Source organism: Tamilnaduibacter salinus, assembly GCF_003096655.1.
Taxonomy (GTDB): domain Bacteria; phylum Pseudomonadota; class Gammaproteobacteria; order Pseudomonadales; family Oleiphilaceae; genus Tamilnaduibacter; species Tamilnaduibacter salinus.
In genome coordinates this window covers 462,165-478,267 of sequence record NZ_QEKQ01000001.1, presented here as the reverse complement: position 1 = coordinate 478,267, position 16,103 = coordinate 462,165, and the positions used below count along the sequence as shown (strand labels likewise).

The window sequence follows — 16,103 nt, the reverse complement described above, 5'->3', positions numbered from 1 at the left end:
CACGTTGGCGGGCAAACTGGTCCGTCCGATTCTGATCCATCTGGAAACGACAGCGTCCGTACCGATCGATGCCGCGGACGCCCAGGCAGGCTGACGGATTCAACCATCCCCGGATCATGCCTGACTCAGCACGCCAGGGTCAGGCCAGCACACCAAAGAAGACGGCGAAGAAATGACAGGCGGCCCCGCCAATCACAAACAGGTGCCAGATGGCATGGTTGAACGGTATCGCATGGGTCACGTAGAAGACGACCCCCAGCGTATAGGTGATGCCGCCGGCCACTACCAGCCACAGTCCCGTGCTGTTCACCGACGCGGCCAGCTCTGCCGAGGCGAAGACAATCAGCCACCCCATCAGCAGATAGACGGTGACCTGCAGGGCCTTGTGACGGTGCCCGTAAATCAACTTCAGGAGAATGCCACCGAGGGCCAGCGTCCAGATGATACCGAACAGCGTCCAGCCCACGGCACCACGCAGGTTCACCAACAGGAACGGTGTGTAGGTTCCGGCGATCAGCAGAAAGATCGCACAATGATCGAACATTTTGAACAGACGGCGCGCCCGCGGCTTGCGTGCCGCGTGGTAAAGCGTGGAGGCCAGGAACAGCAGGGTCATGGACGTGCCATAGATGCTGAAACTGACGATCTTCCAGGGATTGGCCTCCTGGCTCGCCAGGACGATCAGCACTACCATGCCGGCCACGCTGCACAGGGCGGCAATACCGTGGGTCAGCCAGTTGATCAGCTCCTCGATGACGGGATAATCATTCGTTTGAGCTTGCGTCGACACGACACCTCCGTTTTGATGGATTGACCCGGAACAGCTGAAACATCAATCATTTTCACCGAACAGCTGTGCGCTATTATTAGGGTGCTGTCCTGATTTTTCAATCGCCCCGCCAACCCCGTTCTTGACCCGATTGCCCCGTCACCCCGCCACTATCGCCAATGGCCTGTCACGCCGACCGGAACATGCTGAGTTGTGTCCCAACGCCACGCGGCAATCGATGCGTTCAATAGCCCAACGAATGCCCCGAACGGGACACCCAACAACAACCCGAATAAGGAGACGCCATGACCCGCGACCCTATCGGCCTGGCACTGAACTCCATGAACCGGCTTGCCGGCAGCAGCTGGCTGGACCGCCTCGGTATCCGTCGGTCCGTCGAGTGGCTTGCCTACAGTGGCACTCGCACCGGATTCCGCACGCTGTCCGTGGCCGGGAAACAGTTCAAACGCGCCCGCAATGTACTGCCCCGTCAACGCCTGCCCGCGAAACGCCCGCCTGACCTGTTCGATCTGACGCTGGATGATGACCAGCGCATGATCGTCGACACCCTGGCGGGGTTCGCCGACGACGTCATCCGGCCCGCCGCTGGCGACGCGGACGAGAAGGGGCAGTTGCCCGAGTCCATCCGCACGCAGGCGATGGAACTGGGCCTGACCCTGTATGCCGTTCCCGCCGAATTCGGGGGTGTGGCCGAAACCCGGTCGCCGGTGACCAGCGCGCTGGTGGCCGAAGAGCTTGCGCGCGGCGATCTGGCCATTGCCGCCGCCCTACTGGCGCCATTCAGTGTTGCTCAGTCAATCACCCGCTGGGGCAGCGCCGAGCAGCAATCCACCTATCTTCCCGCCTTCTGTGACGACGAGCCACCGATGGCCACGATTGCCCTGGACGAAGCACAGCCACTGTTCGATCCGGCGAAGCCGGCGACGACAGCCCGCCGACAGGGCGACGGTTATGTGCTGACCGGTGAGAAAACTGGCGTCATCATGGCCGCGTCCAGCGACCTGTTCCTGGTCTCTGCACGACTCGACGACGGTAAGCCGCGACTGTTCCTGGTGCCCCGTGGTACTGAGGGGCTTAGTTATCAGGACGATCCGGCCATGGGGCTGCGAGCCGCCCAGACCGCGCGGCTGCGGCTGAAACAGGTGCAGGTGCCGTCCGATGCGCTGCTGGGCGACGACGACTTCGATTTCGACGCCTTTCTGGACTATGCCAGCATCCTGCGCTGCGGCCTGGCCGTTGGCACAGCGCGCGCGGTGCAGGATTACGTCATTCCCTACTGCAATGAACGGGAAGCCTTCGGCGAGCCCATCAGCCACCGGCAGTCCGTCGCCTTCATGATTGCCAACATGGCGATAGAAACCGACAGCATGCGCCTGATGACCTGGCGGGCGGCCAGCCGGGCCGAAGCGGGCGGCCCTTTCTCCCGCGAAGCCCGGCTCGCACGGCTGCTCTGCAATGACAAGGCCATGGAGATCGGCACCAATGGCGTTCAGCTTCTCGGTGGCCACGGCTTCGTCAAGGAGCACCCGGTCGAGCGCTGGTATCGCGACCTTCGCTCCATCGCCACGCAATTCGGCGGCGCTCACGCCTGACAGGAGAACAGACGATGCATCTTGAGATTCCACGCAAGTTTGGCCCCCTCGTCCATCAGGCACAGCAGGTGGCCTCGGAAGTCTTCCGCCCCATTTCGAGAAAGTATGACCGGGCGGAACACACCCAGCCGAAGGAGCTGGACATGTTCGCCTCCATCATGGACGGCATGAACGATGGCGCCGAGGACGGCGGCGCCGGCGCGGGTCGCCTTGCCCGGGCGGATGGCGGCAATGGTGACGGCAACCGCAACGGCACCAACATGAAGACCGTGCTCGGGCTGACCGAATTGTGCTGGGGGGATGTGGGCCTGGCCCTGTCGATCCCCCGCCAGGGTCTGGGCAACTCAGCCATTGCCGCGGTTGCCAATGACGAACAGCTGGAACGCCTCGGGGACACCTGGGCCGCAATGGCCATTACGGAACCGGGCGCCGGTTCGGACAGCGCCGCCATCCGGACCACCGCCGAGAAGGACGGCGACGACTACATCATCAACGGCGAGAAAATCTACGTCACCGCCGGTGAACGCGCCGACGCGGTGGTGGTCTGGGCTTCCCTGGACCGTTCCCTCGGACGCTCCGCCATCAAGTCGTTCGTGGTGGAAAAAGGGACTCCGGGAATGACGGTTGAGCGCCTGGAGAAAAAGCTGGGTATCCGCTCGTCCGACACCGCTGCCATCCGCTTCGACAACTGCCGGGTACCGGCCGCCAACCTGCTGGGCGACCCCGAAATCAGCGTGGACAAAGGGTTCGCCGGCGCCATGCAGACGTTCGACAACACGCGCCCGGTGGTCGCCGGGATGGCCGTCGGCATCGCCAAAGCCGCCCTGGACCGCACACGGGAATTGCTCGAGCAGGCGGGCGAGCCGTTGACCTACGCCAGCCAGCCCTGGAACCAGAGCGCCGCCCAAAGGGAGCTGCAGCGCCTGGAAGCCGAATGGGAAGCTGCCCGGCTGCTCACCATCCGCGCGGCCTGGATGGCCGACAATGGCCAGCCCAACTCAGTGGCCGCCTCCATGGCCAAAGCCAAGGCGGGCCGCGTCGGGAACGAAGTCACGCTGCGCTGCGTTGAACTGTGCAGCGGGCTGGGCTACGGGGAGACCGAGCTGCTCGAGAAATGGGCCCGGGATTCGAAGATTCTCGATATCTTCGAGGGGACCCAGCAGATCCAGTTGCTGATCATTGCCCGGCGGCTGCTTGGCAAAAGTTCAAAGGAGCTGAAGTAGGCGTGTTGATGACCGGCCTTCGTTTTCAGGCCGGTGATCGGCTAGACTGCGCGGGAAATCGGGCTGTCAGCCAGCCTTGCCGGATTAACGCGAGACTGTAGACGCAGGAAGCCCAACAATTCGGATCGAAGCCAATCACCAACGGTTGTTGGGCTTCCTGCGTCGGCCCAACCTACCCACTCGCTCCAGCCAACGAGGCCACATGTTCACCATTAATCGGGAAAACCTCCGCAAGAGTCATCAACTGATCTGGTTCGTGGTGGATTTCCTGATGCTGGGCCTGCTGATCATCAACCTGACCTGGATCATCCTGGATGGGCTGTATGCGATCGATGCCATCCGTGACCTGCTCCTGACCCATGTCACGACCATGGCGGAGGCCTATCGGCCGATTCACCGAAATTTCTTCTTCTACGATCTGATTTTCGTCGGCATATTCCTGACCGAGTTCACCGTTCGCTGGATATACGCGGTGGCAACAAAGGCGTACGCACGCTGGTACTTCTACCCCTTTCTCCACTGGTATGACCTGCTCGGCTGCATCCCGGCCGGCGGCTACCGTTTCCTCCGGGTGCTGCGGGTGATCTCCATCATCTACCGGCTGCAGAAGTACAACATCATCGACATCACCTCGACCCGGCTCTTCCAGTTCCTGCAGTTCTACTACGAGGCGTTTCTTGAAGAGTTGACGGACCGCATTGTCATCAAGGTCCTCTCCGGGGCGCAGGAGGAGATTAACGAGGGCTCACCGCTGTTCCACAAGGTCCAGAACGAGATTCTTCTGCCCCGCCGTGATCTGGTGACCAACTGGCTGTCGGATCGGGTCGCACAGGCCGCCCAGACCGGCTACCTGCCAAATCGGGGGGCGCTGCGGCACTATCTGGAAGGCTGCGTCGACGAAGCCCTTGCCCAGAACGTCGAACTCCGCCGGCTGCGCCTCGTCCCGGTGCTGGGGAACCAGATCAGTCAGACCCTGGATGATGCGGTGGGTGATATTGTCGCTCACGTCATTCACCAGATTCTGGACGACCTGGCATCCTCGCGAAATCACGACTTCATAGAGGACATTGTCGCCACCTTCCTCCAGGACACCTCAGGCCAGAGACCCGCCCCCGAGGCGCAGCAACAACTGATTGACGTGATCAACGAAATCCTCGAAGCCGTCAAGCACCAGGTCGCGGTCAAACGCTGGCGGGACGCCCTATAACACAAAAAAACGGGAACCCGTGACCGGGCTCCCGTTCTGGTGTGAACTAGCGATCAGCGCTCGATGATCGCGGTCACACCCTGACCACCCGCGGCACAGATGGACACAAGACCACGGCCGCTCCCCTTCTCGGCCAGTTGCTTGGCCATGGTGGCAACGATCCGCGCACCCGTCGCGGCGAATGGGTGGCCGGTGGCCAGGCTGCTGCCCTTCGGATTGAGCTTGCTGCGGTCGATGGCGCCGAGCGGCTTGTCCAGCCCCAGGCGCTTCCGGCAGTAGTCGGCATCTTCCCAGGCCTTGAGCGTGGAGAGCACCTGGGCGGCGAACGCCTCGTGGATTTCGTAGATGTCGAAATCCTGCAGGCTCAGACCCGCCCGGTCCAGCAGACGCGGCACCGCGTAAGCCGGCGCCATCAGCAGCCCTTCCTTCTTGTCCACGAAATCAACGGCGGCCACCTCGGTGAAACTCAGGTAAGCCTGCACGTCCAGGTCGTGTTCTTTCGCGTACTCCTCGCTGGTCAGCAGCACACAGGAGGCGCCGTCTGTCAGCGCCGTGCTGTTGGCGGCGGTCATGGTGCCGTTCTCACGATCAAAGGCGGGCTTGAGCGAGGCGAGTTTTTCCATCTTAGTGTCCGGACGCAGAACGTTGTCCTTTTCCAGGCCCGACAGCGGCGTCATCAGATCGTCGAAGAAGCCCTCGTCATAGGCCTTCGCCAGTTTCTGGTGACTGTCGTAGGCCAGCTGGTCCTGTTCCTCTCGCGGGATATTCCACTCGTGAGCGGTGATCTGGCAGTGCTCGCCCATGGACATGCCCGTGCGCGGCTCGCCGTTTTCCGGAATTTCAGGAACCAGATGGCTCGGGCGGAACCGCCCAACAATCTTCAGACGCTCCTTGTTGGTCTTGGCGCGGTTCAGGTCCAGCAGAATCTCCCGCAGCCCCTCGCCGACGCCAATTGGCGCATCAGACGTCGTGTCGGTACCGCCGGCAATCCCCGCGTCAATCTGCCCCAGGGCGATTTTGTTCGCCACGAGGATGGTCGCTTCCAGACCGGTCCCGCAGGCCTGTTGAATGTCATAGGCCGGCGTTTCCGGCGCCAGACCGGAACTGAGCACGGATTCGCGCGTCAGGTTGAAGTCCCGTGAATGCTTGATGACGGCGCCGGCGGCAACTTCGCCCAGGCGCTGCCCCTGCAGATTGTAGCGATCGACCAGACCCCGCAATGCGGCGGTCAGCAGTTCCTGGTTACTGAGCTTGCTGTACGCGGTATTGGAGCGGGCAAACGGCACCCGGTTACCACCGATGATCGCCACCCGTCGGGTTTTGGCAGCCGTGCTCCGTGTCTTTTTCCGTGTGGAATTGTTTGTCGCAGCCATCGCGTTATCCTGTCTCTCCTGGAGTGTCTGAGGGGGTCCGAATTCGTTTTTTCGGAAGTTGCCGTGGAGTCTAGCGCTCTACCATTCTGGCTCATTGGCAATCATGACAAACCGCCAAGGGTGTTGAGTCAATCCAAAACCACATCGTTTGCCTAAGATGGGCACATCTTTACGCCTTTGGAGGGATCCCGAATACGATCCCCACGTTTTCGCTGACAGCTCACTTGAACAAGGAAACCTTCGTATGGCCGACCAATACCTCAAGATCGTCAACACACCGGCGGGCAAGTCCGTCGCCCAGTCACTAGGCCTGCCGACGCCGGTCAACCTCAAGCGCTGGGAGCGCAGTGACCAGCCGTTCATCGAAGGCCAGGTTCTGGTCGGCGCCGCCGCAAACCCACGTGCCATCGAGACCGTTACCAACATCCTGCGCACCAGCCCGGCCAACGTCTTCCACGCAGCGGGCCCGGACACGCTGGCCGACTCTGCCAAGGTCGGTGCCAAGAGCCGTGGCCTCGATCTCAGCTCGGACATCGAACACACGTTCTCGGCCCTGGTGTTCGACGCCAGCGGCATCCGGGACACGGCGGAACTACGGGCGCTGTATGACTTCTTCCACCCGGTCATCCGCAAACTGGGCCCCAACAGCCGGGTGCTGATCATCGGCCAGGACCCGAAGACCTGCCGCAAGGCCGCCAATGCGGCGTCACAGCAGGCGCTGGAAGGCTTCACCCGCAGCATCGGCAAGGAAGTGGGCAAAAAAGGCGCCACAGCAAATCTGATCTGGATTGCTCCAAACGCCGAGGAACGGATCGAGTCCTCTGTGCGCTTCTTCCTGTCGCCCCGCTCGGCCTATGTCTCCGGACAGGTCGTCCGGATTGGCAAGTCCGACGCGGATGCAGACAAAACCAACCCGGCGACACCGCTGGCCGGCAAGACGGCTCTGGTCACCGGCGCGTCCCGGGGCATTGGCGCCGCCATCGCCGAAACCTTCGCCCGAGATGGCGCCACTGTGATTGTGCTGGATATTCCACCGGCGATGACCGATCTGGAAACCGTTGCCAAGCGCATTGGCGGCAAGCCACTAGCCTGTGATATCACGGAGGAGAACGCTCCGAAACTGATTGCCGAGTACATCGAGGATCTGGGCAACGGGCTGGATTTCATCGTCCACAACGCGGGTGTGACCCGGGACAAGACACTGGGCAACATGCCGGAGCATTTCTGGGACATGGCGATCGCCGTGAATCTCACCGCCGAGGAGCGGATCGATGAAGAGCTGCTCGAGCGCAAGCTCATCAAAGACAACGGGCGGATCGTCTGCGTCTCGTCCATTGCCGGCATTGCGGGCAACTTCGGGCAGACCAACTACGCCGCCTCCAAGAGTGGCGTCATCGGCTACGTCGAGCACATGAGTCGGTCACTGAAAAACGGCATCACCATCAACGCAGTGGCACCCGGCTTCATTGAGACCCAGATGACCGCGGCCATGCCGCTGACGATCCGCGAAGCGGGCCGGCGCATGAACAGCCTCTCACAGGGTGGCCTGCCGGTCGACGTGGCGGAAACGATCGCCTGGTACTGCAACCCGCAGTCTTCCGGCGTGACCGGCAACGTTGTGCGCGTCTGCGGTCAGTCGCTGATTGGCAAGTAACCGCCTCAACCGGGTTGCCCTGCTATGGCGGGGCAACCGCCCTCCCCGCGGGACCGGCGTCAACCGTCGGGCGCGGGCCTGTCCGATGCCGTTGCGACAAAAAAAAACCCGCTGAAGGCAACCTTCAGCGGGTTTTTCTGAATCTGGTGGGTGGTGGAGGGTTCGAACCTCCGACCCTCGGCTTGTAAGGCCGATGCTCTCCCAGCTGAGCTAACCACCCATAAGATGGCGGAGCGGACGGGACTCGAACCCGCGACCTCCGGCGTGACAGGCCGGCATTCTAACCAGCTGAACTACCGCTCCAGCGCTTTAAATGGTGGGTGGTAGTGGGATCGAACCACTGACCCTCGGCTTGTAAGGCCGATGCTCTCCCAGCTGAGCTAACCACCCACATGGGACCCGGCGGAGCCGGTTCCGATCACCATCTGACCAGCGGCTGCTGTCCAGATGAGACGCGCATTTTAAGCATTTGCGCGGCCTTGTCAAACCCATTGGGCGGTTTTTTGAGAGGTTCGTCAGCAAGCCTGCCAACACGACCGGCGGGACACAATCGATTCGTCGCAGAGAGAGCGGTCAGAACCAGAGTGATGGCCGGCTCAGGAGGTCGCAGGGCGTTACATGGATCGTAGCTTCTGGCCAGCCGCAGTCGCCTTATGGCGAAGAGCCAGCGCGCCAACCCGGTCGCGCCGTTCGTTGGGCACCGACTGATTGGCCAACGCACGATTGATCCGGTCCAGCCGCTCCGCGGCTCGGGTCCAATAGACGTGGATGGTCTGTTTCCATGACATGGCGGTCTCTCCCGTTGCTGTCTGGCGGCCCACGGCTCCGGTGGGTCAACCCTGTTGAATCCGTCACCCAACTGGGCGGTTTGCTCCTTCGGACGCACCACTGGCCCGGACGGTTCCAACAACAACCCACGTCCATCGATTATAGACGAAGAGATGTCCATTATGTGACAAGCTTCACGCAGCAGCAGGCACGCCTCAGTGCCTCAGAAAATCCACCAGCCGTCTTCTTCCTCCTCACGCTTCGCCAAACGGGCCTGACGCTCTTCCTGGAGCACCTCCATCTGCTTTTCAGCCGGCGGGGTTTCCGTCGGCCCGCCACCAAACGGCCAGTACCAGGGCGCCGCCTGATAGCGTCCGCTTTTCTTCATATCGGCGATCTGCTCTCGCCGCTTTTTCTCAAGTTCGGTCATGCGACGCTCGAACGACGCCGCCTCCGTCGCTTCAACGATGGAAGTCGCCGCGTGATTCGGAGCGAGCAGGTCGCTATTGAGAAACTGGGTGGAGACGATTTCGTTCGCCGTCATCGCGTAATCACGGGTCACAAGCTGAAGGGTGCCAGAGGACAAAGGGTGGTCCTCGGGCAGGAAGTCCGGGTTGTCTTCCGGTGGCTCAAGTTCCTTGTAACGCAGATAGTAGATTTCGCCGGCTTCCACGGGGAGCATGGCGTCTGCAATCTTGCTGAGCGAAAAGTCGTTCAGCCCCTCCAGCCCCAGCAACGGGCGGCGGATTTCGATGTGACGCTCGCCCGGCGCCACCTCCAGCCAGGTAAAACTGTTGTTGCGGAGATTGAAATAGTGGTGGTCGTCCACATAAACGCTGGGGGCTTCGATTTCCTCCGATGCCCATCGCGAATGCGTCCGGTAGAAATAGATCAGTGCATTGTCCTGACTGTTCCAGTCGCTGTCCTGAATGTGCACAAAATCGTGGCCGGAAACCGGGTGCAGGAACGACCCGGTACTTTTGCCAATGGATTGGTATACCGTGCAGCCAGTCGCCAGCATCAACGACAGCAGCCCGCCTGTCAGGCGGACAAAGAACCCTGCCATGGTGATTCGCCCTCTGGATGGAATGATCTGTCCCGATGCTACCAACCGCATGGCCGACCATTCTGAGAGCTGGCTCAAGTGTTGGACACAATCCGTAACATTCAGGCACCGCTTTTGAGGCTATCCAGCTCATTCTGGATCCGGATCAGGCGGGAGTTAAGCTGAGCCCGGGCGGCGTCGATGGCGTCAATGGCTTCCTCAACCTCGCCAAGGCGCTGCCGGACAGAAGCCAGTTCACCGCTGTCACTGGCGTTGGAAGCCACCCGGTCCACTCGCGCCGACAGCTCCTGCCGCGCAAGCCGGGCTTCCTGACGCAGCCCATCGATCCGATCGGTCACCGTTTTCTCCAACTCCGGAAGCCGCGCCTCCAGATCGCTGACGGCGTTCGACAGCTTACCGGCATCCTGCTCAATGGCCGCCAACTGGTCCGACTGGGCATCCAAACGGCCTGACCGGGCTTGCCCGTCTTCCCTGAGCCCCGCGAGCGCATCACGGACCGACGACAGCCCTTCCTCCGCCTCACCCAGGTTCGCCTCAAGCGCCTTGATCGCCTCCCGGTTCCGGTCGTAGGCCACCCCCCAGAGCTTGCGGATCTCGCTGTCCGCCGTATCGGCCCGCTCCTCAAGACGGGCGATCCGATCGCTCAGGGACGAGCCCTTCTGTTGCAGGTTTTCCCCGGTCTCACTCAGTTGCCCTTCAAAACGGGCCAGGGCCAGCTTACTCTGCCGGACCCACTGGTCGGCTTCCGTCACCTCCGACTCCAGCGCCTGAAGACGTCCCGTGAGGTGATACCAGCCAACGCCGGCCGCTGTGGTGACGATGATCAGCAGAACACTGAGCACGCCGGTAGAGACGCCGTCACGGCCACCGCCACCGCCTTTCGGCGATGACTGCTTCACTTTGCGGCGCTTTTTCGGTGCCGGCTCTTCAGGCCGTCGCTCTGCCCTGAGTTCATCGTGCTCCGGTCGAATTGGTTCCATAAGCCCCTGACTGCTCTGTACTGGTTGGATGACGATCATATCGTGTCGACGCCGGCGCGCCAAAAGGCGACCCTCAAGACCAAGACGGTTGCAGCGACACGACGCCAGCCATAAAATGGTCGGCTTTCTTTTTAACGACCGGGATCCGGATTATGGAACCACAAGTTGGCCTCATCATGGGTTCAAAGTCGGACTGGCCGACAATGGAGCACGCGGCGACCATGCTGGACGCCCTCGGTGTCGCCTACGAGACCCGCGTTGTCTCCGCCCATCGCACGCCCGATCTTCTGTTTGATTATGCCAGGCAGGCGGCCGACCGGGGCCTGAAAGTGATCATTGCCGGGGCCGGGGGCGCTGCCCACCTGCCAGGCATGGTCGCCTCCCAGACCGCCCTACCGGTGCTCGGCGTGCCCGTCCAGTCCCGCACACTCAATGGCCTGGACTCGCTGCTGTCGATTGCCCAGATGCCCGGCGGCGTGGCCGTTGGCACCCTCGCGATCGGCAAGGCCGGCGCCAAGAACGCGGGCCTGCTGGCCAGTCAGATTCTGGCACTGACAGACCGCAGCGTGGCCGACGCCGTGGCCCGTTTTCGGGCGCAGCAGACCCAGGATGTGCTCAACAACCCGGACCCCCAAGACCACCAGGACTAACGCACGGGAGCACCCCAGATGCGAATTGGAGTACTCGGAGCCGGCCAGCTGGGCCGGATGCTGGCACTGGACGGATACCCCCTCGCCCATCAGTTTGTCTTCTATGACATGTCCGGGAATCCGAGCGCCGGGCTGGGCGAAGTCATGATCGATCCCGGGAACGAGTATCTGGATGATTTCCTGTCGCGCGTTGACCGGGTCACCTACGAGTTCGAACACCTCCCAGTGTCTGTTGCCGAGACCATGGCACAGCACAAACCGGTGCATCCCCTTCCCAGGGCACTGGCGGTGTGCCAGAACCGGGAATACGAAAAGTCGCTGTTCGGGGAACTGGGTATTCCCACTCCTCAGTGGCGCATCGCGGAAACCCCCACACAGCTCCACGAGGCGGCCGAAGCGCTCGGCTGTCCGGTGGTGGTGAAGTCCACCACCGAGGGGTACGACGGCAAGGGGCAGGCCGTTCTCCACGACCCGGACGAGGCCGAGGAGGCCTGGGACGGCATTGGCCATCCACGGCTGATCGTGGAATCGTTCGTGCCCTTCCGACGTGAGCTGTCAATCATTGCGGCGCGCGGTGAGGACGGCGAGCTGGCGTTTTACCCGATGGCCGAGAATGTCCACAGCGAAGGCATTCTCCGCTACTCCATTGCCCCGGCCCCGCAACTCTCGAAGACGGTTCACGAGGACGCCGAACGCTACATCCGGCTACTGATGAATGAGCTGGGCTACGTGGGCGTGCTGGCGCTGGAAATGTTCGAGACCGAGCAAGGGCTCGTGGCCAACGAGATGGCACCCCGCGTTCACAATTCGGGGCACTGGTCCATGAACGGCGCCACCACAAGCCAGTTCGAGAACCACATCCGCGCGGTCTCGGGGCTGCCACTGGGGGACACCAGCGCCCGCGGTGTGCACTGCATGGTCAATATTATTGGTCAGCACGGCGATGCCACGGACCTCCTCAGATTGCCTTACACCCACCTCCACTTGTACGACAAGCAGGCCCGCCCCGGCCGTAAGCTCGGGCACATCAACGTGGAGGCGGACAGTTACGAAGAGCTGGTGTGGCGCGTGCGCAACACGGCCAGTTTCCTTCCTGGCTCACCGGATTTCCACTGCTCGCTGACCCGGCGCCGCTGAGGCGGCTGAGCCCCTTTGTTAGCAGGGCTTGTGGTATCAACCAGATCAAGGTGTTAAGCTCATAAGCCTCGGAGCGAGGGTCGGCGTGGCTGTCGGCCCCTGACCCGCTTCGTCACAATCAAAGTAATGATGAGGGAGACTCAATCCATGGCATTTGAACTTCCGGAACTGCCCTACGCAAAAGACGCCCTGGAACCGCACATCTCCAAGGAAACGCTGGAATACCATTACGGCAAGCACCACAACACCTACGTCACCAAGCTGAATGGCATGGTTGAAGGGACCGAGAACGAGAACAAGTCCCTCGTCGAAATCATCCGCAGCGCTGACAAAGGCCCGCTGTTCAACAACGCCGCCCAGGTTTGGAACCACACATTCTACTGGAACTGCATGAGCCCGAACGGCGGCGGCGAGCCGACGGGCCCGATCGCGGAAGCGATCAACAAGGCCTTTGGCTCATTCGAGGACTTCAAGGAGAAGTTCAACGGCCTGGCGGCCGGCAACTTCGGTTCTGGCTGGACCTGGCTTGTCAAGAAGACCGACGGCAGCGTCGACATCGTGAACACGGACGATGCCCAGACACCGCTGACCACTGACGACAAACCGCTAATGACGGTCGATGTGTGGGAGCACGCCTATTACATCGATTACCGGAACTCACGGCCGGATTATTTCGCGGCATTCTGGAAGCTGGTGAACTGGGATTTCGTGAACCAGAACTTCTCAGAGTAAGCGGCAACCGGGTCGTTCACCGAAACGCCCTCGTCGCCAGCCGGTCCCTGATGGGCCGGAATGGAACGCCCGTCATCCGCGACGGGCGTTTTTTTTGGACAAATGACTCCCCAGGCGGGACACTCGACCACTGGACGTCGGCACCGCTAGGGTCTATCAAGAAGGGCAGACCTGACAAAAAAATGTCTAGAATAGGCCCCGGGTCGAAAAAACGGGCGTGCGATAGTAAAGCGGGATAATGAATCAACGTTTCAACCCCAAACGCCGACTCGGCTATCGAATACTGCGCTGGGTTCTGGCCATCGCGTTGCTCAGCGGTATCGCGCTGAGTGCGGGCCAGATCGTGGTGGATGCCCGGCGCGTGTCTGACGGGCTCGACCAGCAGGCAAAGCAGACGCTGGCCCTGGTCCGGGACGCGGCCACACAGGCGATCTACAGCATTGACGATGACTTGGGCCGCCAGGTCATTGAGGGGTTATTCGAGCAACGCGCCATGCACGGCGCCAGCATCGAACATCCCGACGGCACCGTTCTCGCCGAAAAAAGCGGCGAACTGCGCCCCTCGTCCTACCGGTCCATCACGGACCCGATCTTCGAGGCCCAACGCGAGTACCGCATCCCCCTCCAGCGCGCCGGTGGTGACCGCACGATATACGGATACCTGAACATTCACTACGATACCGCCTACGCCGCCAGGGACTGGCTCGAACGAGCCACACTGACGTTGCTGACCGGGCTTGCCCGGGCTCTGGTGCTCGCGCTGGTGCTGTTTCTGGTTTTCCACCTGCTCCTCACCCGGCCGCTGCTGCGCATCATCCGTTCAGTCTCCGATGTGGACCCCGAAGCGCCCGGCGACCACCTTCTGGACAAGCCTCAGGGCCATCGGGATGACGAACTGGGCGTCTGGGTCAACGCCACAAACAACCTGCTGACTTCCATCACCGAAAGTCAGGAGCGGCATGCCGAAGCGAAAGAGCGCATCAACCGGCTGTCCCGCTACGACAAACTGACCGGGCTACCCAACCGCGAAATGCTGATGGGCATGCTACGCAATGCCATTCACGAACACCGCCGCGCGGGGCAGCACGTGGCCATCTACTGCTGCGGCATTGATGATTTCAAATCCATCAACGAGCAGTATGGCTACCACATCGGCGATGGACTACTCCAGGTGCTCGCGGAGCGGATCTCCCAGGACAGCGCCCATGGACCAGTACTGGCGGCCCGGCTGGGCAGCGACCAGTTTGTCGTTGTGGAACAGAACCTGCGCGACGGCTACCAGTGTGCGTCCACCTGCGACTGGCTGCTCTACCAGATCTCCCGTCCGGTGCGCCTCGGTGACATGGAAGTGGGCGTGTCCGCAACAGTTGGCATCGCACTCTACCCGGACGATGCCGAGCATACTGAACAGCTCCTGCAGCGGGCCGAACAGACGATGACACTCGCCAAGACGGCGGGTCGCAATCACTACCAGTTCTACGTGGCCCAGGTGGACGAAGAAATCCGTGAGCGGAAGCGACTGGAGAAGGACCTGATGCGGGCACTGCCGGACAATCAGCTCCACCTGGTCTACCAGCCGCAGATCAATCTTGGCTCACGCCGGATCGTCGGCGCCGAGGCACTGCTGCGATGGACCCATCCGACCCTTGGCATGGTCCCACCGGATCGGTTTATTCCGCTGGCGGAACTCAATGGCTCCATCGTGGAAATCGGGCGCTGGGTACTGGAGGAAGCATGCCGACAGGCGGCCGAATGGGCGGCGGCGGAGATGCCTCTGCACATTGCGATCAACCTGTCAGCCGTTCAGCTTCGCCAGGGAGACATCGTGGAGACCATCCTCAACGTCCTGAAGGCCTATGACATTCCACCGGGACGACTCGAGCTGGAGGTCACGGAGACCAGCTTCATGGAAAATCTCGACAGCGCCGTCGAGAAGCTGAATCAACTCAAGCGCGAAGGCGTCAACGTGGCAGTGGACGACTTCGGCACCGGCTACTCGTCACTGACCTACCTCAAGCGACTGCCCGTCCAGCACCTGAAGATCGACAAGCAGTTCGTCCAGGACCTGCTTATCAACGACGACGACACGCGCATTGCCAATACCATCATTGATCTGGGGCGCAGCCTCAACCTGGACGTCATCGCCGAAGGGGTGGAAACCGAGGAACAGGAGTTTTATCTTCATAGCCGGGGATGTCAGATGGCACAGGGGTACTACTTTGCCAAGCCACTGCCGGCCGATGACTTCGTACGCTTCTACGCCAGCTTCCACCATAAAGCCGTAGCCTCTGCCAGCGTCAACCCGACCAACGACACCTGAGAAGGACGGAACCAACCATGGGCAACACGCTAATCGGACTGATCGTAATCGCCGTCATCGTCGGCTATCCCATTATGGTCTACAACCGTCTGGTGGCGCTGAGAAACCGGTTCCGTAACGGCTTTGCCCAGATCGATGTCCAGCTTCAACGCCGGCATGACCTGATTCCCAATCTAGTGGAAGCGGCCAAGGCGTACCTGAGTCATGAGCGCAACACTCTGGAAGAGGTCATGCAGGCGCGAAACGGTGCTGTGGCGGCGCAGCAGGACGCCGCCAGTGACCCGACCGATGGCCAACGCATTAAAAAGCTGTCCTCTGCCGAAAACATGCTGACAAAAGCGCTTGGTGGCCTGTACGCCGTTGCCGAGGATTACCCGGACCTGAAAGCCAACGAGACGATCCAGCAACTCATGGAAGACCTTTCGAGCACAGAAAACCGGGTCGCCTTCGCCCGCCAGGCGTTCAATGACGAGGTCATGCACTACAACACCTACCGTGAAAAGTTTCCGCACAACATCCTCGCCGGCCTGTTCGCCTTTCGCGCCTCGGAACAGCTTCAGCTGGAAAACCCGGAAGCCCGTCAGGCGCCCAACGTCAGCTTCTGAGAGCCT

At 61.5% G+C, this 16,103-nt stretch carries 14 protein-coding genes and 3 tRNA genes; 9 read left to right on the top strand and 8 right to left on the bottom strand.

Annotation, left to right across the window (positions count from 1 at the left end; all coding sequences use genetic code 11):
- Positions 1-139 precede the first annotated feature (139 nt).
- Positions 140-790, bottom strand: coding sequence for a PAQR family membrane homeostasis protein TrhA (gene trhA / locus C8D92_RS02195; RefSeq protein WP_095611242.1), 651 nt, complete (start codon positions 788-790; stop codon positions 140-142).
- A 284-nt stretch (positions 791-1,074) separates the two neighbouring features.
- On the opposite strand from trhA, the gene C8D92_RS02190 reads away from it, so the two are divergent.
- The 3 genes from C8D92_RS02190 (at position 1,075) to C8D92_RS02180 (ending at position 4,812) form a co-directional block, all read left to right on the top strand.
- Positions 1,075-2,382 carry an acyl-CoA dehydrogenase family protein gene (locus C8D92_RS02190; RefSeq protein WP_095611243.1) on the top strand — a complete coding sequence of 436 codons (1,308 nt, stop codon included), beginning with the start codon at positions 1,075-1,077 and terminating at the stop codon, positions 2,380-2,382.
- 14 nt (positions 2,383-2,396) lie between these two features.
- Complete coding sequence (locus C8D92_RS02185; RefSeq protein ID WP_095611244.1) at positions 2,397-3,605, top strand: acyl-CoA dehydrogenase family protein; 1,209 nt, start codon at positions 2,397-2,399, stop codon at positions 3,603-3,605.
- Between the two features lie 202 nt (positions 3,606-3,807).
- Complete coding sequence (locus C8D92_RS02180; protein ID WP_095611245.1) at positions 3,808-4,812, top strand: hypothetical protein; 1,005 nt, start codon at positions 3,808-3,810, stop codon at positions 4,810-4,812.
- 53 nt (positions 4,813-4,865) lie between these two features.
- On the opposite strand, the gene C8D92_RS02175 is transcribed toward C8D92_RS02180, so the two are convergent.
- Positions 4,866-6,185 (bottom strand): acetyl-CoA C-acetyltransferase, encoded by a 1,320-nt coding sequence (locus C8D92_RS02175; RefSeq protein ID WP_095611246.1) that lies wholly within the window; start codon positions 6,183-6,185, stop codon positions 4,866-4,868.
- Positions 6,186-6,429: 244 nt separating this feature from the next.
- Here C8D92_RS02175 and C8D92_RS02170 point away from each other — a divergent pair, with 244 nt between their 5' ends.
- Positions 6,430-7,839 carry a 3-oxoacyl-ACP reductase gene (locus C8D92_RS02170; protein WP_095611247.1) on the top strand — a complete coding sequence of 470 codons (1,410 nt, stop codon included), beginning with the start codon at positions 6,430-6,432 and terminating at the stop codon, positions 7,837-7,839.
- 144 nt (positions 7,840-7,983) lie between these two features.
- Here C8D92_RS02170 and C8D92_RS02165 read toward each other — a convergent pair.
- From C8D92_RS02165 to C8D92_RS02145, 6 genes are all read right to left on the bottom strand, one after another.
- A tRNA-Val gene (locus C8D92_RS02165) sits at positions 7,984-8,059 on the bottom strand.
- 6 nt (positions 8,060-8,065) lie between these two features.
- Positions 8,066-8,142 (bottom strand) — tRNA-Asp (locus C8D92_RS02160).
- Between the two features lie 11 nt (positions 8,143-8,153).
- Positions 8,154-8,229 (bottom strand) — tRNA-Val (locus C8D92_RS02155).
- Between the two features lie 224 nt (positions 8,230-8,453).
- On the bottom strand, positions 8,454-8,627 hold the full coding sequence (locus tag C8D92_RS15630) for a hypothetical protein (RefSeq protein ID WP_158222358.1): 174 nt from the start codon (positions 8,625-8,627) through the stop codon (positions 8,454-8,456).
- Between the two features lie 203 nt (positions 8,628-8,830).
- Positions 8,831-9,673: a DUF2846 domain-containing protein gene (locus C8D92_RS02150; protein ID WP_116918296.1), complete on the bottom strand. Its 843-nt coding sequence runs from the start codon at positions 9,671-9,673 to the stop codon at positions 8,831-8,833.
- 101 nt (positions 9,674-9,774) lie between these two features.
- Positions 9,775-10,653, bottom strand: a complete 879-nt coding sequence (locus tag C8D92_RS02145; RefSeq protein ID WP_116918295.1) for a hypothetical protein — start codon at positions 10,651-10,653, stop codon at positions 9,775-9,777.
- Positions 10,654-10,805: 152 nt separating this feature from the next.
- On the opposite strand from C8D92_RS02145, the gene purE reads away from it, so the two are divergent.
- From purE to C8D92_RS02120, 5 genes are all read left to right on the top strand, one after another.
- Entirely contained in the window at positions 10,806-11,303 is a 498-nt protein-coding gene (purE, locus tag C8D92_RS02140; protein WP_095611250.1) for a 5-(carboxyamino)imidazole ribonucleotide mutase, read from the top strand.
- Between the two features lie 18 nt (positions 11,304-11,321).
- A complete protein-coding gene (locus C8D92_RS02135) occupies positions 11,322-12,440 on the top strand; it encodes a 5-(carboxyamino)imidazole ribonucleotide synthase (RefSeq protein ID WP_095611251.1) in 1,119 nt (372 codons plus the stop codon).
- A gap of 147 nt (positions 12,441-12,587) precedes the next feature.
- Complete coding sequence (locus tag C8D92_RS02130) at positions 12,588-13,172, top strand: superoxide dismutase (RefSeq protein WP_095611252.1); 585 nt, start codon at positions 12,588-12,590, stop codon at positions 13,170-13,172.
- A gap of 238 nt (positions 13,173-13,410) precedes the next feature.
- Entirely contained in the window at positions 13,411-15,492 is a 2,082-nt protein-coding gene (locus tag C8D92_RS02125) for a putative bifunctional diguanylate cyclase/phosphodiesterase (RefSeq protein ID WP_116918294.1), read from the top strand.
- A 17-nt stretch (positions 15,493-15,509) separates the two neighbouring features.
- Entirely contained in the window at positions 15,510-16,097 is a 588-nt protein-coding gene (locus C8D92_RS02120) for a LemA family protein (RefSeq protein WP_095611254.1), read from the top strand.
- Positions 16,098-16,103: the final 6 nt, after the last annotated feature.